We start from the raw sequence: 22268 nt of genomic DNA, 5'->3' as shown, positions 1-22268 counted from the left end.
TCGTTCCCTCACTGGATCGGCACTGTCACCTGGCAGGCATAGTAGCCCTCGCTCCAGCCAGCCGTCATCCGCGCGGTGCTGCCGAAGCGCCAGGCCAGCCGATGGCCGATGCTGTGCTGGGCATGGCCGGCGCCGCGTGCCAGCGCCAGCCCCGGCGCCTGCGGATCGGGTGCCGGGTTGCGTACGCGGATCTGCAGTTCATTGCCCTCGCGCGCCAGCTGCAGTTCGATGGTGCCGCCGTCGGGCAGGCGCGAGATGCCATGCAGCACGGCATTTTCCACCAGCGGCTGCAGTACCAGCCTTGGCAAGGGCAGGTCCCATGGCAGCGGCTCGTCGCGCTGCCAACGCACCTGCAGGCGTTCACCCAGGCGCAGCGATTCGATCGACAGGTAGCGCTCGGCCAGCTCGCATTCGTCGCGAAGGGTGGAATCGCCCTCGCCCGCCCCCAGCGCGGCACGGAACAGATCGGACAGGTCCAGCACCGCGCGCTCGGCGACTGCCGGGTCACGATGCAGCAGGCTGGCGATCAGGTTCATGCTGTTGAACAGGAAATGCGGGCGGATACGCGCCTGCAGCGCGTCGGCCTGCGCGCGCGCGTTGGCCTGCACCTGCGCGGCCCAGCGATCGCTTACGTAGAAGTAGCGCAGCGCCAGCGCGGCGATCAGCGCCGTGGTTGCCGCGCTGCCGAGGGTGAAACGCCAGAAGCTGATGCCGCTGGCGAAGCTGTCGCCCAGCACCGCGTACAGCGCGTGCACGATGCCGGCGCAGACCACCGCGATCAGGGTGGCCAGCACGGTCGCCGCAATGGCGCCCAGCACCGGCGGCAGCCGCGACAGGGTCTGCCGCAGCAGGCACAGGCTGGCGGTCACCGCCAGCGCCAGCCACAGCGCGAATCCGCTGGCCGACAGCAGTTCGCCGAAGGTCCAGTGACGGCTGCCGTCCGGCGCCAGCGCCAGTACCACCACCACCAGCTCGGCCAGGCCGAGCATCGCCGCCAGCCGTGGCAGGCGGCACAGTTCCGGCATCCACGGCGGTGTGCTGGCCGGCGACATGGCTCAGGCGGCGCCCAGGCGTTCCTGCAGCCAGTCACCCAGTGCCTGGATCTCCTCGGCACAGACCTGGTGGGCCATCGGGTAACTGTGCCACGCCACATCCAGGCCCAGCGTACGCAGCGCCTGCGCGCTGTGCGCTGCGACGGCCTGCGGGATCACCGGGTCGCCACTGCCATGGGCCATGAACACCGGCACCTGCACCGCGCCGTCAACACGCGTGGCGCTGTCGGCTTCGGGCAGATAGGTGGACAGCGCGATCAGGCCGGCCAGCGGCGCGGTACGCGAGAGCGCGGCCGTCAGGATGATCGCCCCACCCTGCGAGAAGCCTGCCAGGAAGATCTTCTCCGGCGCGATGCCGCGCTCGATCTCGCGCGCGATCAGTGCGTCCAGCTGCACCACCGATTCCTGCACGCCAGCCATGTCGGCGCGCGAACGGAAGTCCATGCCCACGATGTCGTACCAGCCGCGCATCGGCACGCCGTTGTTGATCGTGATCGGCCGCACGGGTGCGTGCGGGAACACGAAGCGCAGCGCCGGCCAGTGCGGCCGCACCAGTTCCGGCACGATCGGCGCGAAATCATGGCCGTCGGCGCCGAGGCCGTGCAACCAGATCACCGACCACTGCGGCGAGGCGCCGGTTTCCTGTTCCACCGTTTGCAGCATGATGCGGCTCCTTCAAGTTCGAGCCGCATTATGCCGCTGGCGCGGGGCAATCAGTACAGCGGCGGTTGCGCGGCCGCTTCCCGCCGCAGCTGCGCGGCGCGTACCAGCACCGGTGGCGGGATGTTCTCTTCGGGGATATCGAGCAGGCCGAGGCGATGCAGGAACGCACCGGGGCCGCGCGAGGAGGTCAGCGCCACCACCGGAACGGCCAGAACCATGCCGATCACCACCGGCGCCATCCAGGCCGCCAGCGACGGCGATACCGCCCAGGCCAGCACGCCCATGAAGGCGCCGAACACACCCAGGCCACCGTAGCCACGGATCAACGCCATCCACGAGATGCCGCCGTCGTCACGCTGCTGCGCGTCCCAGCCGGAATCGCGCCCGGACAACACTTCGGCCACGCCGCGTGACTGCACGTACATCACCACCGGCGCCATCAGCGCGGCGAGCACGGTTTCCACCAGCATCGATACGAAGGCACGGATCGGACCGCCACAACCGCGGCGGTCGACCGGGTCCAGCAGCATTGCCAGGTAGCCGAGCACCTTGGGCAGCAGCAGCACCGCCATGGTGGCGGCGAACAGGCGCACCACCTGCTCTTCATCCTGCGCGCGCCAGTACACGCTGGGCGACAGGTGCAGCAGGGCGTTGAAATCGATGCCTTCCTGGAACAGCGGGATGGCGATGCCGATCAGCATCAGCATCGCCCACATCGGTGCGGTGAAATAGTGGCCGATGCCGATCAGCATGTGCGTGCGGCTGATCCAGTGCAGCCCGCGGCTGCCGACCACCTTGCCGTGCTGCAGGTTGCCCTGGCACCAGCGACGGTCGCGCACCAGCAGGTCGGTCAGCGTCGGCGGGCCTTCCTCGTAACTGCCACCGAGGTAGGGCACCATGTGCGCGGCCCAGCCGCCACGACGCATCAGCGCCGCTTCGACGAAATCGTGGCTGAGCACATGGCCGCCGAACGGCTTGCGCCCCGGCAGCGCCGGCAGGCCGGCGTGGTCGGCGAAGGCGCGGGTGCGAATGATGGCGTTGTGGCCCCAGTAGTTGCTCTCGGCGCCGTGCCACCAGGCCACGCCGCGGGCGATCACCGGCCCGTACACGCGGCCACCGAACTGCTGCATGCGCGCGAACAGGGTGCGGCCGCCGATCACCGACGGCAGGGTCTGGATCAGTCCGACGTCGGCGTTGTGTTCCATGCCGGCCACCAGGCGCACGATGCTGTCGCCGGTCATCAGGCTGTCGGCGTCAAGGATCAGCATCTGCGGGTAGGCACCGCCGAAGCGGCGGACCCAGTCGGCGATGTTGCCGGCCTTGCGCCCGCTGTTGTCACCACGGCGACGATAGAACAGGCGCGTCTGCCCCTCCGGCACACGCTCGCGCAGCTCGGCGAACACCTGTTCCTCGGCAGCGGCGATGTCCTCGCGGCGGGTGTCGCTGAGCACGAAGAAGTCGAAGCGGTCGAGCTGGCCGGTGGCCGCCACCGACTCGTAGATCGCCTGCAGGCCCGCCAGCAGGCGGCGCGGGTCTTCGTTGTAGGTCGGCATCAACAGCGCAGTACGGCTGTGCACGGCCGGCAACGGCTTGTCCGGGTCGATGCCCAGGCGATAGCCCCGGTCGAACACCGCGGTCAGGAAGCCGGCCAGGGCGCTGGCAAAGGAGAGCGCGATCCAGGCAAACAGGCCGACGAACAGCACCAGCAGGCAGGCTTCGAGCACGCTGATGCCATTGGCCGACAGCACCCGCCACATCATCCGCGTAGCCACGGCGGTCATGCCGAGCGTGCCACCAAACAGGTACAGCCGGCGCAGGCCGATCAGGCGCGGCGAGGTGCGATGCCGCCGGACCTTCAGTGCGCCTTCGCGCAGGGTCTGTTCGGGCATCGGCAATGGCGATTCAGCGGGCAGCAGCGCCCAGCCGGCATCGAGCCGGGGCGTTCCTGCTTCCGCATGGATGGTCTGCACCCCCATCGTCGCTTACTCCGCGCCGTCGGCACGGCCGGCCATCCCGGCCGGGCTGCATGCACCAAGGTTCCCGGCGCGCTTTCCCGGCGCCCGCACTTGTCCTGGCTGTGTCGGCCTCACGCCGCACAGTCGATGTCTGTCACTACCGGAACCCACACGATCTCCAACGGGGCGGAATCGAAAATGCGGCCCAGTCTAGGGCCCAGAATGTAAGCCGGGTGCGAAGGTCTACACCGGGATTTGTCCCCATTCAGCAAATAGCAGGCGATCACGCCAGGGCATGGCCAGATGTCACTGCATCGCCCCCGGTACTGGATCGTAACAAACGCGAACGGTTATCATTTAATCAACCAGGCAGGTCACCGTCTTCCGCGCGGCCGCGACCCACCCAGCTGCGCCGGTCCAGACCGCGCACCCGACGACCCACGGAAGGGGCGGCTGCCTGCTGTCTGCCTGCGCCTGCTGCTTCCACCGGGTCACCCCACCTCCCATGGAAGCCGTCATGTCCCTGTCGTCCCGTTCCCGTTCCGCGCGCCTGCCGCGCACCCGCCTGGCCACCGCCTGCCTGCTGGCCCTGCCCGGCCTGGCCGCCGCAGAGGCCGCCGCCGATGCCTCCACCAAGGACCTGGATACCGTGGTGGTCACGGCTTCAGGCAGCCAGCAGTGGATCAAGGATGCCCCGGCCAGCATCAGCGTGGTCAGTCGTGAGGACATCGAGCGCCAGCCGGTACCGGATCTGGCCGCCCTGCTCAGCCGCGTACCGGGCGTGACCGGCGGCCTCAGCGCCGTCGGCGAGCAGTCCAAGATCAAGCTGCGTGGCATGCCGTCCAACTACACGCTGGTGCTGGTGGACGGCAAGCGCATGGGCAGCTCGGCCTCGACCAACTATCGCCCCGACCTCGGCCGCCAGGACCTGAACTGGATCTCGCCGGACCAGATCGAGCGCATCGAAGTGGTGCGCGGGCCGATGTCGTCGCTGTATGGCTCCGATGCGATGGGCGGGGTGATCAACATCATCACCCGGCGCATCGGCGACGAATGGAACGGCAGCGCCACCCACAGCTACACCCGCCCGGCTGACGGCAAGCGCGGCGATACCCAGCAGATCGGCGCCACGTTCTCCGGGCCGCTGGGCGAACGCTTCGGCCTGCGCATCGGTGCCAACAGCATGCGCCGCGATTCGGACCGCTCCAACGGCGGTGTCTCCGGCAATGCCTACGCGGGCGAAAAGGACCGCAATGTCGATGCGCTGCTGCAGTGGAAGCTGAGCGACGCACAGGAACTGTCGCTGGAAGCCGGGCACGGCGTGCAGCAGGCCTTCATCGATGCGTCGCTGGAAAAGCAGGACGAAGGTGCCTGGGGTGCCAGTGAGCTCAAGCGCAGCTCGCTGGCGCTCAACCACGATGGCAAGTGGCGCTTCGGCAATTCGAAGATCAGTGCGTACTGGACCGAGTACAGGAACGACATCGGTGCTGCCGGCCGTTCCGAAGCCACCGATACGATCATCGAGGGCAGCCTGACCACGCCGTTCACCCTCGGCGTTGAACACCAGTTCGCCGTAGGCGGCCAATGGAAGCGGCAGGAGCTGACCAACACCGACACCATCGGCCGCGCGCCGATCGACTATGCCGGCAACGCGGTCAGCGGCTCCACTCTGGACGTGGACACCTGGGCGCTGTTTGCCGAGGACGAGCTGAAACTGCACCGCACCCTGGCCCTGACCGTGGGCGCGCGCCTGGACCATCACGAGCAGTTCGGCGGCCACGTCAGCCCGCGTGCGTACCTGGTCTGGCACCCTGCCGAACAGTGGACGATCCGCGGTGGCGTCTCCAAGGGCTTCCGTGCGCCCAGCCTGACCGAGAACTCGGCCAGTGCCGCTACCCAGTCCGGGGGCCGCGGCTGCACCTCGCTGATTCCGCTGGGCTACACCCGTGGCGGGTGCTACATGGCCGGCAACCCGGACCTGGATCCGGAGACCAGCACCAACCGCGAGATCGGCATCAGCTTCGACAATGACCTGATCGATGTCGGCGTGACCTATTTCCACACCGACTTCCGGAACAAGATCGAGTACGCACCGCTGGGCCGGTTCAACGGCATCTGGTGGACGCGCATGAGCAACGTACAGCGCGCGCGCACCCGCGGCATGGAAGGCAACCTCAACGTCCGCTTCGGCGAGCAGTGGCGCTGGCGCACCTCGGCGACCTGGATGAAGGAAGCCAGGAACCTGACCACCGGCCGCAACCTGATCGATACGCCGGAGTTCTCCGGCTATTCGTCGCTGGACTGGGCGCCCAGCACGGTGTTTTCCGGCAGCCTGTCGGCGCAGTACACCGGCAGGCAGACCGGCACCGCCACGACCTTCCTCAAGGCCTATACGCTGTATGACCTGACCGCGGCATGGAACGTCAACGAAGTGCTGACCCTGCGCGGTGGCGTCAGCAACCTGGCCGACAAGAAGCTGTATGCGGAAGGCTCAACCGACTACTTCGTCGCCGGGCGCAGCTACTTCCTGAGCATGACCGCGCGGTTCTGACCGGCGGCACGCGCCGTGATCGCGCTGGCGACATGCCAGCGCGATCGACGGTGTTGCGGGTTACTCGCTTTCCAGCGCGGCCGGTGCCGCATCCCGCGTGGCGGCCGTGCGCGCACGGTCCATCGCCACCGCCAGTTGCTGGCGTGCGAGCAGTTGTTGTGCCTGCACCACTTCAGGTGTCGGCAGGAGCACCGGTCCCGGTGCGTTTTCCGGTGTAGCAGGTGTGGTCATGCAACCTCCATGGACATCCCGCCGCCGCACGGGTTCAGCCGGTGCGGCAGCGGAACTGCGCACCCTATCCTAAAAACAAGGCGGGCGGGTGACGGCGCGGCGCTTGGCCGCAGGCGCGCGAACAAGGCAGGCGTCACATTCTTGACGCTAGCGCTTGGACCCTGAATAGGACTTGTCCTATCATGAAAACGTTTTCTCACAGGGATGTATCCCAATGAATACCACTGACCTGTCCCAGTTCAGCCCGAAGTGGCAGTTCCGCTTCAACTTCTTCCGCCAGCACGGCGCCCCCAAGAACCCCGGCTTCAAGCAGGCCTGGAAGGCACTGTCCTTTGGTGACCGCCTGAAGATCAACCTGAACTTCTTCGCGTTGTTCTTCGGTGCCATCTACCTGCTGATTCTCGGCATGTGGCGCAAGGCACTGGTGGTGATCGGCATCAACATCGCGCTGGCCATCGTCACCATGTTCCTGCCGGATGTCGTCGGGCGCATGCTGTTCATCGCCATGAACCTGCTGGTCGCCTCCAGCACCAACTACAGCTACTACCTGGAGAAGGTGGAAGGACGCGCCAGCTGGAACCCGTTTGAAGGAATGTTCTGAGCCATCAGACCTGCGCAGGATGCGCGGCAAGGATGCAACCGACGCCCGGCACCCGCCGGGCGTCTTCGTTTCCGGCATCAGGCCGCGCGGCGGGCCATGCCCTCCGGCTCGGCCTGCAGGCGGAAGCGCGACACCGCCACCGCCAGCTGCTCGGCCTGCTCCTCCATCGCACGGGCGGCGGCACTGGCTTCCTCCACCAGCGCGGCGTTCTGCTGAGTGGTTTCGTCCATCTGCACCACGGTCTGGTTGACCTGCTCGATGCCGGCCGACTGTTCGCGCGACGCGGCCGAGATCTCGGCCATGATTTCGTTGACCCGGCCGACCTGACCGACGATGTCCTGCATGGTACGCCCCGCACCGTGCACCAGCTGCGCACCGGCACCGACCTGGGCCACCGAGGCGTCGATCAGCTCCTTGATCTCCTTTGCAGCACCCGCCGAGCGCTGTGCCAGCGCCCGCACTTCACTGGCCACCACTGCGAAGCCACGGCCCTGTTCACCGGCGCGCGCCGCTTCCACTGCCGCGTTCAACGCCAGGATGTTGGTCTGGAACGCGATGCCATCGATCACGGAGATGATCTCGGCGATACGCTGCGAAGACGCCTCGATCTGCTCCATGGTGTGCACCACCTGGCTGACCACCTGGCCGCCTTCGCTGGCCACGCCCGCTGCGGAACCGGCCAGCGTGTTTGCTTGCAGCGCATGGTCGGCATTCTGGCGCACGGTGGAGGTCAGTTCTTCCATCGACGCGGCGGTTTCTTCCAGGTTGGCGGCCTGCTGTTCGGTGCGGCGCGACAGGTCGCTGTTGCCGGCGGCGATCTCACCGGCGGCCAAGCGGATGCTGGCCGCCGACTGCTGGATCTGGCCGACGATCTGGGTCAGCTGCTGCACGGTGCTGTTGGCATCGTCGCGCATCACCGCAAACACGCCGTGGAAGTCGCCCTGCATGCGGGCACTGAGGTCACCGGCGGCGATCGCGCGCAGCAGCGACGACAGTGCCGCCAGGTTGTGGTCGCTGACCTGCATCATTGTGTTCAGCGTCTCCACCATGCGGCGGAAATCATGGTCGAAGCGCAGTGCATCACCGCGCACGGCGAAGTCACCGGCGGCGGCGGCGGCGGCCAGCTGCTGGATCTGCTCGTTGATCGCAGCCAGGTTGCGCTTGGTGGTCGCCATTGCGGCAGTGAACACCGCCTTCTCGCCCGGTAGCGCTTCCATGTCCACGCTGAGGTCGCCAACGGCATAGCGCTGCATCACTTCAACCAGGCGCTGGGTGACCGCATTGCTGGAGGCCACCAGCTGGTTGCTGTCGGCCACCATGCGGCCGTACTCGCCCGGGAAGGCCGCAGCATCCATGCGATAGCTGAGTTCACCGGCATCGTGGCGGCGCGCCATTTCGGCCTGCGCAGCCATCACCGACTGCAACTGCCCACGCATGCCCTGCATCGCGTCCAGCAGGCGCCCCACTTCGTCGTTGCTGCGCGCCGGCAGCGTGCTGTCCAGCTTGCCGGCGGCGACATCACCGGCCACGCGCACCGCTTCGGCCAACGGGCGGATCGCCAAGCGGCGCAGCAGCACGTAGACACCGGCGCTGAGGGTCAGCGCGGCGATCACGCCGACCAGCAGGGTCAGCCATAGCAGCTGGCGTGCCTCAGACACGATCACCGCATGCGGCATCACCACGCCCAGCGCGAAGCGTTGCGGGGCGTCGCCCACGCGCAGCGGCACATACACGCGTACATTGCCGGCCGCATCGGGGCTGAAGGCCTCGAACGGACGGTCGGCGGCGATGTCGGCCAGCATGGTGCGGGTCAGGGCATCGTTGCGCGGCTTGCCGATCTCGGCGGCATTGGCCGAGGCCAGCACCACGCCCTTCGGCGACAGCAGTTCGACGCGGCCAGCCCCCATCGGCTTCAGCGTTGCCAGGTGCTTCTGCAGCGCTGCCAGCGAGAAGTCGACGGTGAATACACCGAGGAACCTGTCGTTCTCGATGATCGGCGTGCTCAACGTGCTCATCAACACCTGCTGCCCGGCGATGTCATAGGCATAGGGTTCGCTGACCTTGGGCAACTTGTCGCGGCTGGGCACCATGTACCAGTCACCGGAACCGCTGGCAGTCTCGGTGTAGTCGGTCATCACCGACTGCTGCGGTTTGCCGTCCTGCCAGGCCCAGTAGCTCATGTAGCGGCCGGTGGCATCGTGTGCTTCGGTATTGACGAACTCCGCATCCTTGCCGTCGAAGGCATCGGCCTCCCACATGGTGCTCTTGCCCAGCCATTGAGGATGAGCACGCAGCTGTTCGCCGAGCACCGCCGCCAGGCTGGCGCGGTCGGGTATGTCACCACGGGCACGCTGGGCCAGCACGGCCTCGACCATGGCGTCATTGCTGGCGAAAGCGGTGCCCAGATCAGCCGCCACCTGGCGCGCCTCGGCGTTGGCCTCGCTGGTCATGGTCTGGCGCGAGGCGCTGATCAGACTGGCGCTGGCCTGCCGGTAGATCAGGAAGGCGGTCAGGCCGAAGCACAGCAGCGCGATCACGGCGGTGCCCAGCATCAACTTGTGGGCGATGCTGCCTGGGCGTTGGGCAGTGGCAGAGCGGGAAGAAGACATGGGAGGGTCCGCAAGGCAGTTCAGGACGACCGGCACCACGAGGGCACCGCGCAGGCGCGCGATCCGTCGCGCAGGCCACCGGCCGCCGGGGCGCGCCCGGCGCTGGAAGCGCACTGGGTTAGCGGCCGCCCGCCAGCGAGGTTGAGGCGGGCGGCCTGCACATTCCTGAATCCGCTCAGGCTCGGCTCAGCGCCCCCCCCCTCGCGATGCCCTCACTCGGCCACGCGGTCCTTGATCCACTGTGCCCGCGGCAGTACCTCGATGCTGCCGACGGCATACTGCTGCAGCACGTCGTCCGGCCCGAAGCACGGTTGCCAGCCCAGCTCGCTGCGCAGGCGGGCACTGTCGTAGACACGGTCGATGCTCAATGGCAGCGGCCAACCACGGCGTTCGAACTCGGCCAGCAGTTGCGGCGCGCGACGGGCCAGCACGCTGCGCGGGTGCGTGGCCAGCTCCAGGCAGTCCTCGCGCCGGAACGGCGTCGGCGCACAGGCGAGGTAGCGCGCGAACGGGGCGCCTTCGTCGAGCAGCAGTGCAGCATGTGCGCTGGCCACATCGCGGGCGTCGATGCCGCGATGCAGGCGGAACATCGCCATCCGTTCGGGCGGTTCCGGGAAACACCGGCCCATGCGCAGCACGCGAACGCTGAAGCCCGGCGTGGCGGCGGCTTCGGCCAGGGTCTCTGCCTGCAGCTTGGTACGGTGGTAGATCGTGCGCGGCAGCGGCTCGGTGTCTTCGTCGATCCAACGGCAGCCACCGGCCACCACGGCATGGCCATACAACGCAGTGGTGCTGGTCAGCACGAAGCGCCGTGCTCCTGCTTCGCGTGCAGCCTGCAGCAGGTGTGCGGTGGCCTCCACGTTGATCTGCTGAAACACCGCATCCGGCACCAGGCCGACATGCGGGGCATGCAGGGCCGCGGTATGGATGACCGCATCCATGCCCTGCACCGCGCGCGCGACGGCCTGCCGATCGCTGACATCGGCAATGATGCGCGTGGTGGCAAACGGACTGCGGTCCAGCCCCACCACTTCGTGGGCGGCCGCCAACGCACCGAAGATCGCGCGCCCGATGCGGCCGGAACTGCCGGTCAACAGAATCTTCATTGAGTCCATTCACTCGAAGCGCCCGGGAACTACCGGGATGCTTCGATTCTAGGCATGCAATCGCGCATCCGCGATAGGACAGCCATGCAATCGTGCGTTCATCTTGACGACTTCGCAGGCGCCAGCAGTTGCCGCGCGATGAACAGCGGATCGTCGCCGCCGGCCACATCGGGCCTCACGCCAGTACGTTCCCAGTTTCCACCGGTACGCAGATTGATGGGTTGCCGGTCGGGAATACTGATCTGATAGCCATCAGGCAGCAGCACAGGATCACCAAACATATGCGCGGCACCGCCACTGCGCGTGCCGACAATCCGCGCGCGGCCCAGTGCCTGCAGCGAATAGGCGACGAACTCGGCCGCCGAACCGGTGCGGCGGTCGATCAGCACCACCAGCGGTTTCAGGTACGCAGGCAGGCTGGCAGGCGGCAGCGGTACCGGCGTGCGCCGGCCGCGCTGGTCCAGCTGCTGCACCGCGTCGATCTTCGCGTCCAGCAGCGTGCGTACCAGCAGGTCGGCACTTGCATCGTCGCCGCCCCCGTTCTGGCGCAGATCCAGCACCAGGCCATCGGTGTCGGCCAGCAGGGAAAGGGCCGCAGCGAACTTCGGGCGCGCCAGATCCAGCGGATAGAAGGTACTCAGGCGCAGGTAGCCAATGTTGCCCTCCATCACCCGCACCTCGCGCACGCCGGCACCATTGCTGCGGGCATCGGCGCGCCAGGCCATCAACCAATCGTCCTGGCCGGCCGCTGCGTCCACGCGTTCAACGTGGAAGTGGCCATCGAACATGTCCAGGTCCTGGTTCAGGCGTGCGCTGAACGCAACCGGATCCGAACAGCTGTCCGCATAGCGCTGCTGCACCGACCAGGTGCGCAGGGCATCGGCGATACGGGCGCCGGCCGCCTCGTCAAGGTACTGCGCCTGCACGGCGGTGGCCGCCGCGCGCAGCACTCCGTCCTGCGCCGGGCAGGCCGCTGCCAGCAACGCAGCGAGCATCCAGGACACGGTCATCAACCACCTCCGCGTTGAAGATATATAAGCGCTTATATATCATCCTGGTCATGGATCTCCAACACGCCACGCTCGGCACGTTGCTGCGCGCCCTGCTCGACCAGCTGGACCCGGCGGTCGAGCAGGCCTACCGGGACCTGCAACTGGACTACCGGCCCCGCTACACGCCGGTGCTGCGCACGCTGATGGCGCAGGGCCCCTGCCGGATCAAGGACCTGGCATCGGCCTGCGGGCTCAGCCATTCGGCGCTCAGCCAGACCGCGGCGGCGATGGTGCGTGATGGTTGGTTGCACGCGTCCAGCGGCGACGACGGACGTGAACGCATCCTGCAGTTGAGCCCCCGCGCACAGCGCGCGATGCCTGCGCTGCAGGCGCAATGGCAGGCCACTGCCGTAGCGGCGCGCAGCCTCGATGCCGATCTGGGGCAGCCGCTGGAGCAGGTACTGCGCGACGCCCTTGCAGCGCTCGCGCAGCGGCCCTTCGCGCAGCGCCTGCAGGACGCCCGCCGGCCCTGAAGCCTTCTGCTCTGCGGCCATTTCGATTTCGCTGAGGAAGGTCCAGCCGCCGTTGCCCAGGCGCAGCTCCAGCGTGCGCACTGCGCGGCCGGCTGTCCGGCCCAGGTGAAGGGTGCAGTTCGTCCTAGCCACGCAGGGCGGCGCGCGCAGCAGCGTACCTGCGCCGTGAAAAGCAGTACGGTGCGGCGTGAAGGCAGCCGCACCGGTGCGGACACTCCGTTAGCCGGGCACCGGCAAGGATGAGCTTCCCTTCCATGCAACGGGAGCCTTCCCATGGCCGGCCAGCACCACGGCACTTCCCATCGTGGCTTCGCCTCGATGGACCAGGACAAGCAGCGCGCGATCGCCGCAAAGGGAGGACGCGCCGCGCATGCGTCCGGCAATGCACATGAGTTCAGCCCGGCCGAGGCACGCGTGGCCGGCCGCAAGGGCGGCGAGGCGATCAGCCGCAACCGCCAGCACATGGCAGCGATCGGCCGCGAAGGCGGGCACGCTCGCCACGCCAATGCACGGCAGCAGCGGCAAGCGGCCGAAGCGACGCCAACGAGGGACGGTCCACAACGCCAGCAGGGCTGACCGCGGCGCGTTCAGGCGCGCCTGTGCTACCGGAGCAGCCCGAATGCCGCGAGCAGGGCCAGCACGCCGTTAGACGGTCATCGTCCCGCGCGCACCGTCAGGCGTGGCTGAGGCACCATCCACCGCTCAGGCGTGGGCGAGGATGTTCAACAGCCGACCGAACGGATCGCGGACGAAGAAGCGCCGCACGCCCCAGGGTTCGTCGGCCGGGCCATATTCCAGCGCGATGCCGGCCGCGCGCATGCGCTGCAGCACGTCCTGCAGATTGTCCACTTCGATCGACAGGTCCGGCACCGGCGTGCCCGAGCCTCCTTCACTGGCGAAGCTGACCTGCGCCACCGCACTGCTCTGCCCGCCATGGGTGACGATCCAGCCATGGTCCATCACCACCGGCATGCCGAGCAGCTCGCCATAGAACGCAGCGGCACGCGCGGGATCGGGCGTGGCGATGTTGGCGACGACACGCTTGACGGCCATGTTCCACTCCACCAGGAAGAACGTGTCGAGACTGCCCGACCTTGCGCACGAACAGAAGAGCCTCGTCACGGACGAGGCCCGTCTTCAGCCGAGCATGGCTGGGCTTACACCGCGCCGCAGCGCTCCATGACACATCGATCGTATTCGTACTGGCATTCCATGGCATCACCACCACCGGACACACATGCCTGGTAAGCCTTCCAGCAAGGCAGATCGCAGGGCTGGACCGGTCCGGCCACGGCCACCGAGCCGCTGCAGGCCAACGCGAACACAACACCGGCGATCACTTTCCTGAAAGTACGCATCGACATCGCTCCTTGATAAGCCTGGTGAGCCCAGGCCGGGCCACCTTAGCGCTGCACACGGGACGCTGGGTGAAGGCCGATGCCGCTCGACTCAGCGGTGCAGCAACCCCAGCACACGCAGCTGTCCGGCCAGCTCATCAATGTTGCGCCACGGCAGGATCGGCGAATTGCCGCGCTCGTCCGGCGGGTTGTCCGGCAGCGCATCGGACCAGCCACCGGCCCCCACCAGCGGCAGCAGCGGCCGCTTGTGCAGCCAGGCCAGGCAAACCTCCGAGATCGTGCCGGCGCGCCCGCCGATCACGATGCAGGCATCACCGGCCAGGGCCATGATCAGGTTGCGCGCATCGCCCATGCCACAGGGCACCACCACCGTGGCGGGCCAATCGGCTGCCGGCATGCCGCTTTCCGGGATCACGCTGAGCACCTGACCACCGGCGGCTACTGCCTGCTCGGCAGCTACCCGCGTAGCGGCACTGCCACAGCCGCTGACCAGCGTGATGCCCTGCACGGCCAGGAAACGCCCTGCTTCAGCTGCGCGCTCGAACGCGTCGCTGCCAGGATCGGCACTACCCAGTATCGCCAACTGTGGTTTACGCAATGCGTTACGCATGGACGGCTCCAAGGCCTCGGAAAGAAAGGTCGCGGTGCCCGGCCCGGCGGAGCCACGTCGTGCACCGATCACAAAACATTAACACGTTCATAAAAATCCCTTCACATTACTGGGGGATATCGCCATGCCTTTGCGTTAACGGCCTTGATGTCCGTCAACCAAGGAAGTTGTCCGATGAATCACCCGCTGTACGGCCGTTCGTCCCGCTCCCTGTCGCACCGCCCGCTGGCGCTTGCCGTCGCCAGCTCGCTGCTGCTGGCCGCTGCACTGCCGGCCATGGCCAGCGAATCACTCGAAGCCTGGCAGCAGCAGCGCCAGATGCAGGCTGCATGGGCGCAGCCTGCTGCCAACGCTGCACCCGCAGCGACGGCCGCTGCACCTGCCGCCAGCAGCACCGCCGTTCTTGGCAACCCGGGCGATCCGGCCAGCTGGCGCAGCGATGAGTTCAACGCCGATTGGGGCCTGGGTGCGATGGGCGCGGACTACGCCTATGCACGCGGCCTGACCGGCAAGGGTGTGCGCCTGGCGCTGTTCGACTCGGGGTCCGCACTGGCGCATCCGGAGTTTGCAGGACGCAATACCTCCAGCATCACCATCGGTGCCGACTGCGCGACGCCGGGTGTGGTCGCCGGGACCGGTGCCTGCGGGCAGACCCGCGGCGAACAGCCCGGCTACAACTACTATGGCCTCGGTGCCGGCGTTCCGGCCGCGCTCGCGGCACGCCTGATCGCGGCCGGCCAGCCCTATGGCTTCAGCTACGCCGACCACGGAACGCATGTGCTTGGCACCATCGGCGCAAACCGCAATGGCACCGGCATGCATGGCGTGGCCTTTGGTGCGGATCTCACCGCCGCCCGCGTGTTCGGCGACACCTACTATGAGTGGCGCCTGGATCCGGACAACTACTATCGTCCGCGCGCGGTGTACCGCACCGATCCGGATGACGCCGCCACGCTGGACATGTATGCACAGATCCAGGCGCAGGGCGTGCGTGCCATCAACCACAGCTGGGGCATCTCCACGCGCAACATGACCGCCGCCGCGCTGGACCAGCAGTACGCCAACATCGGTGCCGACTACGGCGTGTACGGCAGCATCTACGCCAGCAATGGCGATACCCCGGGCTCCACCCTCATCCAGGTCTGGTCGGCTGGCAACGGCAGCGGCGCCGTCGCCGGAATCACGGCCGCCATGCCGCGCTGGAAGCCCGAACTGGAACCGTACTGGCTGGCCGTGGCCAACGTCCGCCGGCCCAACGCCGCTGCGGGCGAAACGGACTACGTGATCGATGGAAGTTCCAGCATCTGTGGCGTTGCCGCCAACTGGTGCATCTCGGCACCCGGCACCGACATCGTCAGCACCATCGTTTCCGGGGATATCCAGGGCCGCATCGAGAACACCTCCGCCTACGTGCGGCTGATCATCGACAGCGAGAACACCCAGTATGTCTATGGCACCAAGACGGGCACATCGATGGCGGCGCCGCACATCACCGGCGCGCTCGGCCTGCTGATGGAGCGCTTCCCCTATCTGGACAACGCCCAGGTCCGCGACGTGCTGCTGACCACCGCACGCGACCTGGGTGCAGCGGGCATCGATCCGATCTACGGCTGGGGCATGGTGGATCTGAAGAAGGCCATCGAAGGCTATGGCTCGCTGCGCGTGGACACCAATGTGGTGATGAACCAGAAAGCCGGCGGCCTGAAAGTCTGGGAAGGCGATGCCTGGGACAACTGGACCAACGACATCGGTGGCCCTGGCAAGCTGACCAAATCCGGTATCGGCTGGCTGCGCCTGAGCGGCAACAACAGCTTCAACGGCGCGGTACTGCAGGACGGTACGCTGGAATTGAACGGCACCAACACCCTCACCTCGGCAGTCGAAGTACAGGGTGGCCAGTTGCTGCTCAACGGCAGCCTGGTCTCCACCGCACTGACCACTACCGGTGGCGTGAGCACGGTCAGCGCCAGCGGCGTGCTGAACAACAGCAACCTGGTGATCAACGGCGGCGTGGTGTCCTTCAACGGCACGCAGACCGGCGGCACCACCACGGTCGGCGCCAATGGCCTGCTGAAGGGCGTCGGCACGCTCGGCAATACCCGCGTGGACGGCATCATCGCGCCAGGCAACTCGATCGGCACGCTGACCATCAACGGCAACTACGTGCAGAGCGCCACTGGCGTCTATGCCGCCGAGCTGGCCCCGGGTGGCCGCAGTGACCAGTTGCACGTGACCGGCACCGCCACCCTTGGCGGCACGCTGGTCGCGCTGCCGGAGCCGGGCGTGTACTACCTCGGCGAGCAGTTCAACTTCCTGCGTGCCGACGGAGGCGTCAACGGCCAGTTCGCCAAGACCGACTTCAGCGCGTTCTCCCCGTTCCTGCAGTTCAGCCTGGCCTACGGTACCAACGGCACGCGCATCGACGTCGCCCGTGGCGCTTCACTGACCACGGCTGCCAACACGCCCAACCAGCGTGCAGTGGCAGCGGCCGCCGACCTGCTGCCGATCGCCCAGGGTCTGCCCAAACCACTGACGCAACTGTTCCCGCAGCAGGTCGGAGGCGTGCTCGACGGCCTCAGCGGCGAGCTGCATCCGGCCACGGCCATCGCCCTGATCGAGGGCAGCCGCTACGTGCGCGATGCCGCGTTGTCACGCCGTGCCGGCGCCGCCGCACCCGGTAGCGACGTGGGTGACGCGACGGGTGCATGGGTGCAGGCCATCGGTGGCAACAGCAAGCTGGACGGTGACGTCAACACTGCCCGCACCGAAGCCAACAGCAACGGCCTGCTGGTCGGCATCGACCGCGAGTTCTCCGGCTGGCAGGTCGGCGTGTTGGCCGGCACGGGCCGCACCGACGTGAAGCAGCAGGCGCGTCGCGCCAAGTCGAAGATCGACAACACCCACTTCGGTGCCTACGCCAGCCACAACTGGGGCGGTTTCGGCCTGCGCGGTGGTGTGGCGTGGAGCAAGCACGAGGTGAAGAGTACGCGTGATGTCGCCTTCGCAGGCTTCAGCGACAGCCTGAGCGCGCGCTACGACGCCCGCACCCGCCAGGCCTTCATCGAAGCCGGCTACCGCTTCGGTGGCCCGGAAGCCGGGCTGGAGCCCTACCTGCAGGTCGCACGTGTCGAAGTGGACCTCAAGCGCGTCAACGAACGCGGTGGAGCAGCGGCACTGCAGGGCAAGGTGGACGATACCGGAACCACGATTGCCACTGCCGGCCTGCGCTTCGACAAGGGACTGAAGGCTTCGTTCCAGCAGGAGAGCTGGCTGCACCTGCGCGGTGGCGTCGGCTATCGCCGCGCTTCCGGTGATCGCAGCCAGGTCGCCAACCTGGCCTTCGCCAACGGAAGCACGACGTTTGCGGTCAACGGCGCGCCGATCGCCGACAACGCGGTGGTGGCCGAACTGGGCCTGTCGGCGTGGCTGACCGAGCGCCAGCAGCTGGAACTGGGCTACAGCGGCCAGTACGGCAGTGAAAGCCGCGACCACAGTGCGAATGTGCGCTGGTCGGTGCGCTTCTAGTTCCCATCACGTGTTCTCATGAAGGATTGGGGCGGCCTGATGGCCGCCCTTTTTTATCACCGGCCGAGGCTAGCGGCAGCCGCGCAACATCGCCGCGGCGACCAGGCTGGCCACTGGCAGCAACAGCCCATAGGCCACCAGCGGCCATACCGTATCGCCCGGCAGCAGCACCGTAGCCAGTGTTCCGAAGCAGGCCACGATCAGGCTCTGCATCGCGTAGTAGAGCGCCACCGCCATACCCGACGCATCGGCAAACTCACTCAACGCGCCGTTGGCAGCCACCGAAACCACCATCACCAGCCCCACCGCGATGCCCCACATGGGCAGCACGACGCTGGCGAATGACAGTGGCAACTCCGCAGCGAGCGCCATCAACAACACACCCGCCACCATCACGCACAGGCCACGCACGAATGTGCCAGGCACCGCCCAGCGCGCGATGAACGTCTTCGCCATGCGCGACATGAGGATCATCACCAGTGCCACCGTCGCGAACGCCAGGCTGAAGGTGATCTGGGAGTACTGCATGCGCTCGACCAGCACGCGCGGTGCGATCGAGAAGAACACGAAGAACGTGCCCATCGCGGCACTGAATCCCAGCGTGTAGACCCAGAAGGCACCACTGCGAAGAATTTTCTGCAGTGCCGGTCCAGCGTCCCTGCGCCCTGCGGGTCGGGTTTCCTGCCACAGGCGTTGCGCGCGCAGGACGGCGACCAGGCCAAGCACACCCAGCAGCACGAAGATCGCACGCCAGCCTGCTGCCGCAGCCACCAGTGCACCCAGCATCGGCCCCAGTGCCGGCACGAAGGCCAGCATCGAAGCGAACAGTCCATACAAGGACGCCCCCTGCGGCGTATCCGCGTATACGTCGCGGACGGTGGCAAACGTCGCTACCAGCGCAGCCGACGCGCCAATCGCCTGCACTGTGCGCCAGGCCAGGAAGAACCCGCTATTGCTGGACAGCGCCAGCGCAAACGAGGCAACGGTGAACAGCAGCGCCCCCAGCAACAGCACGGGGCGGCGCCCGATCCGGTCGGACAACGGGCCGAACAGCAGTTGGCCGACGCCGAGCACCAGCAGGTAGATGCTCAGCGTCAATTGCACCCGCGCAGGCGATGTTCCCAACGCGCCGGGCATCAAGGGCACTACAGGTAGATAGATATCCATGGCCAGCGAGGCCAGGAGGTCGAACGGCGCCATCAGCGCAATGGCCGATGGCAGGGTATGGGTCCAACGCGGAGCCTGTGGATTGAACATGGGGAGTCTCCGCCCAGAGTGAGTCCGGCGGTGATCCATCCACTTCGCATGCATCGCAGGGATGTTCACCGCAACAACGTCTGCATCGTTGTTGCGGCTCAGCGAACTGTCTGCGGACCGTTCCCGTTGTTCATGGTGCTCATTGTTGGCAGTGCGGAACCGGCAAGAGTGTAGCAGCGACCGATTCAGGGTGGCCGGGGCAGCGGTGCCGCCCCGGCCGCGGCGTCCCTGGGGAGTGGGACGCCGCTGATCGTCAGGCCGCCTTCATCGCATGCTTGCGCGCGCGCATCACGTTGTGGCATTCCTGCACTTCCGGCAACAGCTGGGTGACTTCCTGGCGTACCGCCGGCGGCAGCTCGTTGTCCTTCAGCACGTCCTTGAACGCGCCCAGCAGGCGGTCCTCCGACTCTTCCAGCTCGGCCACATAGCCATAGTTGGTGTCACCGAAGGCTGCACGCACCTTGCCGTAGAACTGCTGCATCGAACCCACCACGGTGCCATGCTCGGCCGGCTTGCCGCCGCTGGCAGCCACCGAACCACTCAGCGCCGCGACGATGCGGCCCTTGACGCCGGCGATGCGGGTGAACAAGGCCGACAGCTCGGCATCCTTCACCTTGGTCGCCGCTTCTTCATAGAACGACTTGCCGTCACGAGCGATCTCGATCAGGTCGTTGAGGCGATGTTCGATGGTGGACTGGGTGCTCATGGCGTTGCTCCTGTATCTTCGTTTCAGGGGAGAAAAGCAGCTTCGACTGCGCTGCCTGCGTATCCACTGTGGACATGCTTGTGTGGTTCCCGGGTGAGCAGCGATTGATACGCACATCACGTCACCCAACCCGCACTGACTGCTTCACGCCACAGTGGCGCGTGGATCACATCGAGCGAGCCCGGGCAGGCTCACCAAGGTACGAAAAGGATGATCAGCACGATCACCAGGACTGCGGCGAGCGCTCCCATCAGCACGTTTCTCTGGCGCCAACTGGGTTTCGGTTTTCCGGGAGTATTCATGCCTGCTACCTGTCTCTGCGGATGACCCCGGCAGACTGATGGATCGGCGACGGTGCGTGCGTGCAGGACACGTGCAGGCGACGTGCAGAGCACCGGCACCCATGTCGATTTCCGGCACACTCGCTCGTCAGATCATCAAAGCCCTCCTTGATTGCGGACCCCATGCCTCCCATCCTCACCGCCTTCGCCACCTCCCCCGACCGCGGCCAGGGCCTGGCCCGTGACATGCGCGTGCGCTGGGCACTGGAGGAACTGTCGGTAGCCTATGACGTACAACTGCTCACCTTCACCGAGATGAAGCAGCCCGTACACCTGGCACGCAATCCGTTCGGGCAGATTCCGACCTGGCAGGAGGGCGACCGGACCCTGTTCGAATCCGGCGCCATCGTCCTGCATCTGGCCGAACAGCACCCCGGCCTGCTGCCGCGCGATCCGGACGCCCGCATGCGCGCGATCATGTGGATGTTCGCTGCGCTGAACACGGTGGAACCCCCCATCGTTGAGCGCTCCATGGCCTGGGTGCTGGAGCGCGAGCAGCCGTGGTACGCACAGCGGCTGCCGATGCTGGATGAGCGGGTTCGGGCGCGACTGGCGCAACTGTCGACATGGCTGGCCAAGGCGCCGTGGCTGGACGGCGATTTCAGCGTGGGCGACCTGATGATGGTCTCGGTGCTGCTGCGCCTGAAGAGCAGCGGGCTGCTCGACGAGTATCCGACGGTGGCCGCCTATGTGGCCCGCGCGACGCAGCGGCCCGCCTACCAGCGCGCCTTCGCCGCGCAGCTGGCGGTATTCCAGAACGGGTAGTTCCACGCCATGCGTGGAAACACTCAGCGCAAGCTGCGCCGGCAGGCGGCCTGCACCAGCATCAGCTGCGCCACCAGGATCAGCATCGCGCAGCCTGACAGCAGCCACGGGTCGATGTACCACTGCTCATTGAAACTGAAGTCGCCTGCGGAAATGCGTTTCCAACCGTTGAAGTGCTGCATCGCTGCCACCACGAACGCGAAGCCACCCGCGGTGTACGACAACCAGGGCACGATGAGGCTCCCCGGGCGCGCGAACAGCGTCAGCAGGCCGAGCACGCCGATGACCGTGCGCTGCACGCGGCAGTACGGGCAGACATAGGCCATCCCGCTCCATTCCACCGCCCAGGCCAGCAGGCTGACCAACATGCCCGCCACTGCGGCGGCGTGCAGGACTTTCGGCGTGATCGTCATGCCACTCTCGTGTGCCATCCCGTGCTCCTTGGTTGAAAGACCCGGGCAGGGTAGCAGTGCTGCAGCGTCATCCCTTCTTGATGACGGTCCGCTTGCCGATGGTGCTGGTCTTGCCAGCGGTCGGCCTGGCCAAGCCAGGAATCAGGAAATCGGTGACCTTGTGGCCCATCGACACCTTGGACGCCAACCAGCGCGGCATGCGCCCGCGACCGGTCCAGGTCAGGCGCTTGTATTCCGGGTCGCGATACTTGGGCGCGACTTTGCCGGATTTACGGCGGACGGCTTTTCGGGCCGGCGCAGGTGTTTCCGAGGCTTGGCCGCCAAAGAGTTCTTCAAGGGTGTAGCCGGCTTCGGCGGCGGCGGCCTTCAGCATCCGCCGCACCGCACTGGCCGGACGGCGGCTGGAAATCAGCTGTTTCCGCCGTTCAGCGGCAACCACCAGGGCACCCAGCTCGCGAAGGCTGAGCGATTCAATATCGATCGTCATGCGGGAAAGGTCTACTGCAGCGCGGCAGCTGTCAAGGCGCCCTGCCCGGCGCGTAGACACGGGCTTCACCGCCGGTGGGCTCCGATCGCCTGCGTCGGCCATCTCCGAGGACCTCGACGTGAGCACTTCATCGCATTCGCTCGCCTACCTGCTTGCACGCATCCTGCTGATGGCCCTGTTCCTGGTCTCCGGGCTGGGCAAGCTCGGCGATCTCAGTGGTACCCAGGGCTACATGGAGGCAATGGGAGTTCCCGGCATCCTGCTCTGGCCGACCATCGCCTTCGAAATCGGCAGCGGCCTGTGCATCCTGCTCGGCTTCCAGACCCGGCTGGTGGCGGTCGTGCTCGCAGGCTTCAGCCTGGTCACCGCTTTCATCTTCCACCACAACTTCGCCGATCAGACCCAGCAGATCATGTTCCTGAAGAACCTGGGCCTCGCCGGCGGCTTCCTGCTGCTGGCGTGCACCGGGGCGGGACGTTACAGCATCGATGGGCGTGGGCGGCGCGGATGAGC

The 22268-nt window shown here is 66.9% G+C and carries 21 protein-coding genes; 7 read left to right on the top strand and 14 right to left on the bottom strand.

Features of this window, described 5'->3' with window-relative positions:
- Positions 1 to 8: 8 nt before the first annotated feature.
- From AC5P74_RS02255 to mdoH, 3 genes are read right to left on the bottom strand one after another with little or no spacing between them, the layout of a single operon-like run.
- Positions 9 to 1052: a sensor histidine kinase gene (locus tag AC5P74_RS02255; protein ID WP_005419547.1), complete on the bottom strand. Its 1044-nt coding sequence runs from the start codon at positions 1050 to 1052 to the stop codon at positions 9 to 11.
- Positions 1053 to 1055: 3 nt separating this feature from the next.
- Entirely contained in the window at positions 1056 to 1715 is a 660-nt protein-coding gene (locus AC5P74_RS02250) for an alpha/beta hydrolase (RefSeq protein ID WP_005419549.1), read from the bottom strand.
- 50 nt (positions 1716 to 1765) lie between these two features.
- On the bottom strand, positions 1766 to 3691 hold the full coding sequence (mdoH, locus tag AC5P74_RS02245; RefSeq protein WP_053497026.1) for a glucans biosynthesis glucosyltransferase MdoH: 1926 nt from the start codon (positions 3689 to 3691) through the stop codon (positions 1766 to 1768).
- Between the two features lie 496 nt (positions 3692 to 4187).
- Here mdoH and AC5P74_RS02240 point away from each other — a divergent pair, with 496 nt between their 5' ends.
- A complete protein-coding gene (locus tag AC5P74_RS02240) occupies positions 4188 to 6221 on the top strand; it encodes a TonB-dependent receptor domain-containing protein (RefSeq protein ID WP_053497024.1) in 2034 nt (677 codons plus the stop codon).
- Between the two features lie 60 nt (positions 6222 to 6281).
- On the opposite strand, the gene AC5P74_RS02235 is transcribed toward AC5P74_RS02240, so the two are convergent.
- Positions 6282 to 6452, bottom strand: coding sequence for a hypothetical protein (locus AC5P74_RS02235; RefSeq protein ID WP_005419553.1), 171 nt, complete (start codon positions 6450 to 6452; stop codon positions 6282 to 6284).
- Between the two features lie 214 nt (positions 6453 to 6666).
- Between AC5P74_RS02235 and AC5P74_RS02230 the strand changes: the two genes are divergently transcribed.
- A complete protein-coding gene (locus AC5P74_RS02230) occupies positions 6667 to 7053 on the top strand; it encodes a DUF2628 domain-containing protein (RefSeq protein WP_005419554.1) in 387 nt (128 codons plus the stop codon).
- Positions 7054 to 7130: 77 nt separating this feature from the next.
- On the opposite strand, the gene AC5P74_RS02225 is transcribed toward AC5P74_RS02230, so the two are convergent.
- The 3 genes from AC5P74_RS02225 to AC5P74_RS02215 form a co-directional block, all read right to left on the bottom strand.
- Positions 7131 to 9662 (bottom strand): methyl-accepting chemotaxis protein, encoded by a 2532-nt coding sequence (locus tag AC5P74_RS02225; RefSeq protein WP_346607385.1) that lies wholly within the window; start codon positions 9660 to 9662, stop codon positions 7131 to 7133.
- A gap of 212 nt (positions 9663 to 9874) precedes the next feature.
- Positions 9875 to 10768, bottom strand: coding sequence for an NAD-dependent epimerase/dehydratase family protein (locus tag AC5P74_RS02220; RefSeq protein WP_005419556.1), 894 nt, complete (start codon positions 10766 to 10768; stop codon positions 9875 to 9877).
- 98 nt (positions 10769 to 10866) lie between these two features.
- Complete coding sequence (locus AC5P74_RS02215) at positions 10867 to 11778, bottom strand: S41 family peptidase (protein WP_171958250.1); 912 nt, start codon at positions 11776 to 11778, stop codon at positions 10867 to 10869.
- Between the two features lie 50 nt (positions 11779 to 11828).
- Here AC5P74_RS02215 and AC5P74_RS02210 point away from each other — a divergent pair, with 50 nt between their 5' ends.
- Together AC5P74_RS02210 and AC5P74_RS02205 are read left to right on the top strand one after the other, a co-directional pair.
- Positions 11829 to 12293: a MarR family winged helix-turn-helix transcriptional regulator gene (locus AC5P74_RS02210; protein ID WP_005419558.1), complete on the top strand. Its 465-nt coding sequence runs from the start codon at positions 11829 to 11831 to the stop codon at positions 12291 to 12293.
- 273 nt (positions 12294 to 12566) lie between these two features.
- Positions 12567 to 12869, top strand: a complete 303-nt coding sequence (locus AC5P74_RS02205; RefSeq protein ID WP_005419559.1) for a KGG domain-containing protein — start codon at positions 12567 to 12569, stop codon at positions 12867 to 12869.
- A 126-nt stretch (positions 12870 to 12995) separates the two neighbouring features.
- Here the strand turns inward: AC5P74_RS02205 and AC5P74_RS02200 are convergent, their stop codons facing one another.
- The 3 genes from AC5P74_RS02200 to AC5P74_RS02190 form a co-directional block, all read right to left on the bottom strand.
- Positions 12996 to 13346 (bottom strand): VOC family protein, encoded by a 351-nt coding sequence (locus AC5P74_RS02200; protein WP_206619988.1) that lies wholly within the window; start codon positions 13344 to 13346, stop codon positions 12996 to 12998.
- A 104-nt stretch (positions 13347 to 13450) separates the two neighbouring features.
- Positions 13451 to 13651 carry a hypothetical protein gene (locus AC5P74_RS02195; protein ID WP_005419561.1) on the bottom strand — a complete coding sequence of 67 codons (201 nt, stop codon included), beginning with the start codon at positions 13649 to 13651 and terminating at the stop codon, positions 13451 to 13453.
- Positions 13652 to 13742: 91 nt separating this feature from the next.
- The gene (locus AC5P74_RS02190) at positions 13743 to 14261 is read right to left on the bottom strand and encodes an SLOG cluster 4 domain-containing protein (RefSeq protein WP_032954557.1); all 519 of its coding nucleotides are present in this window, start codon (positions 14259 to 14261) and stop codon (positions 13743 to 13745) included.
- 174 nt (positions 14262 to 14435) lie between these two features.
- On the opposite strand from AC5P74_RS02190, the gene AC5P74_RS02185 reads away from it, so the two are divergent.
- Positions 14436 to 17786: an autotransporter domain-containing protein gene (locus AC5P74_RS02185; RefSeq protein WP_346607384.1), complete on the top strand. Its 3351-nt coding sequence runs from the start codon at positions 14436 to 14438 to the stop codon at positions 17784 to 17786.
- Between the two features lie 69 nt (positions 17787 to 17855).
- Here the strand turns inward: AC5P74_RS02185 and cml are convergent, their stop codons facing one another.
- Positions 17856 to 19043, bottom strand: coding sequence for a CmlA/FloR family chloramphenicol efflux MFS transporter (cml, locus tag AC5P74_RS02180; protein ID WP_235642190.1), 1188 nt, complete (start codon positions 19041 to 19043; stop codon positions 17856 to 17858).
- Between the two features lie 253 nt (positions 19044 to 19296).
- Positions 19297 to 19749, bottom strand: coding sequence for a PA2169 family four-helix-bundle protein (locus tag AC5P74_RS02175; protein WP_005419568.1), 453 nt, complete (start codon positions 19747 to 19749; stop codon positions 19297 to 19299).
- Positions 19750 to 20213: 464 nt separating this feature from the next.
- Here AC5P74_RS02175 and AC5P74_RS02170 point away from each other — a divergent pair, with 464 nt between their 5' ends.
- The gene (locus AC5P74_RS02170; RefSeq protein ID WP_065179797.1) at positions 20214 to 20855 is read left to right on the top strand and encodes a glutathione S-transferase family protein; all 642 of its coding nucleotides are present in this window, start codon (positions 20214 to 20216) and stop codon (positions 20853 to 20855) included.
- 23 nt (positions 20856 to 20878) lie between these two features.
- Here AC5P74_RS02170 and AC5P74_RS02165 read toward each other — a convergent pair whose 3' ends face one another.
- Together AC5P74_RS02165 and AC5P74_RS02160 are read right to left on the bottom strand one after the other, a co-directional pair.
- Positions 20879 to 21286 carry a hypothetical protein gene (locus tag AC5P74_RS02165; protein WP_188217765.1) on the bottom strand — a complete coding sequence of 136 codons (408 nt, stop codon included), beginning with the start codon at positions 21284 to 21286 and terminating at the stop codon, positions 20879 to 20881.
- Between the two features lie 49 nt (positions 21287 to 21335).
- Positions 21336 to 21755 carry an H-NS histone family protein gene (locus AC5P74_RS02160; RefSeq protein ID WP_053497010.1) on the bottom strand — a complete coding sequence of 140 codons (420 nt, stop codon included), beginning with the start codon at positions 21753 to 21755 and terminating at the stop codon, positions 21336 to 21338.
- A gap of 118 nt (positions 21756 to 21873) precedes the next feature.
- Here AC5P74_RS02160 and AC5P74_RS02155 point away from each other — a divergent pair, with 118 nt between their 5' ends.
- On the top strand, positions 21874 to 22266 hold the full coding sequence (locus tag AC5P74_RS02155; RefSeq protein ID WP_019660763.1) for a DoxX family protein: 393 nt from the start codon (positions 21874 to 21876) through the stop codon (positions 22264 to 22266).
- Positions 22267 to 22268 lie beyond the last annotated feature (2 nt).

It is taken from the genome of Stenotrophomonas sp. YJH_SMC_94-11 (assembly GCF_059370435.1).
The sequence above is the reverse complement of the archived record's forward strand: the minus strand, read 5'-3'. Positions and strand labels throughout refer to the sequence as shown.

Bases quoted from the DNA above. Each gene is read 5' to 3' on its own strand.
- AC5P74_RS02255 (WP_005419547.1), bottom strand. From the start codon at position 1,052: ATGTCGCCGGCCAGCACACCGCCGTGGATGCCGGAACTGTGCCGCCTG.
- AC5P74_RS02250 (WP_005419549.1), bottom strand. From the start codon at position 1,715: ATGCTGCAAACGGTGGAACAGGAAACCGGCGCCTCGCCGCAGTGGTCG.
- mdoH (WP_053497026.1), bottom strand. From the start codon at position 3,691: ATGGGGGTGCAGACCATCCATGCGGAAGCAGGAACGCCCCGGCTCGAT.
- AC5P74_RS02240 (WP_053497024.1), top strand. From the start codon at position 4,188: ATGTCCCTGTCGTCCCGTTCCCGTTCCGCGCGCCTGCCGCGCACCCGC.
- AC5P74_RS02235 (WP_005419553.1), bottom strand. From the start codon at position 6,452: ATGACCACACCTGCTACACCGGAAAACGCACCGGGACCGGTGCTCCTG.
- AC5P74_RS02230 (WP_005419554.1), top strand. From the start codon at position 6,667: ATGAATACCACTGACCTGTCCCAGTTCAGCCCGAAGTGGCAGTTCCGC.
- AC5P74_RS02225 (WP_346607385.1), bottom strand. From the start codon at position 9,662: ATGTCTTCTTCCCGCTCTGCCACTGCCCAACGCCCAGGCAGCATCGCC.
- AC5P74_RS02220 (WP_005419556.1), bottom strand. From the start codon at position 10,768: ATGAAGATTCTGTTGACCGGCAGTTCCGGCCGCATCGGGCGCGCGATC.
- AC5P74_RS02215 (WP_171958250.1), bottom strand. From the start codon at position 11,778: ATGACCGTGTCCTGGATGCTCGCTGCGTTGCTGGCAGCGGCCTGCCCG.
- AC5P74_RS02210 (WP_005419558.1), top strand. From the start codon at position 11,829: ATGGATCTCCAACACGCCACGCTCGGCACGTTGCTGCGCGCCCTGCTC.
- AC5P74_RS02205 (WP_005419559.1), top strand. From the start codon at position 12,567: ATGGCCGGCCAGCACCACGGCACTTCCCATCGTGGCTTCGCCTCGATG.
- AC5P74_RS02200 (WP_206619988.1), bottom strand. From the start codon at position 13,346: ATGGCCGTCAAGCGTGTCGTCGCCAACATCGCCACGCCCGATCCCGCG.
- AC5P74_RS02195 (WP_005419561.1), bottom strand. From the start codon at position 13,651: ATGCGTACTTTCAGGAAAGTGATCGCCGGTGTTGTGTTCGCGTTGGCC.
- AC5P74_RS02190 (WP_032954557.1), bottom strand. From the start codon at position 14,261: ATGCGTAACGCATTGCGTAAACCACAGTTGGCGATACTGGGTAGTGCC.
- AC5P74_RS02185 (WP_346607384.1), top strand. From the start codon at position 14,436: ATGAATCACCCGCTGTACGGCCGTTCGTCCCGCTCCCTGTCGCACCGC.
- cml (WP_235642190.1), bottom strand. From the start codon at position 19,043: ATGTTCAATCCACAGGCTCCGCGTTGGACCCATACCCTGCCATCGGCC.
- AC5P74_RS02175 (WP_005419568.1), bottom strand. From the start codon at position 19,749: ATGAGCACCCAGTCCACCATCGAACATCGCCTCAACGACCTGATCGAG.
- AC5P74_RS02170 (WP_065179797.1), top strand. From the start codon at position 20,214: ATGCCTCCCATCCTCACCGCCTTCGCCACCTCCCCCGACCGCGGCCAG.
- AC5P74_RS02165 (WP_188217765.1), bottom strand. From the start codon at position 21,286: ATGGCACACGAGAGTGGCATGACGATCACGCCGAAAGTCCTGCACGCC.
- AC5P74_RS02160 (WP_053497010.1), bottom strand. From the start codon at position 21,755: ATGACGATCGATATTGAATCGCTCAGCCTTCGCGAGCTGGGTGCCCTG.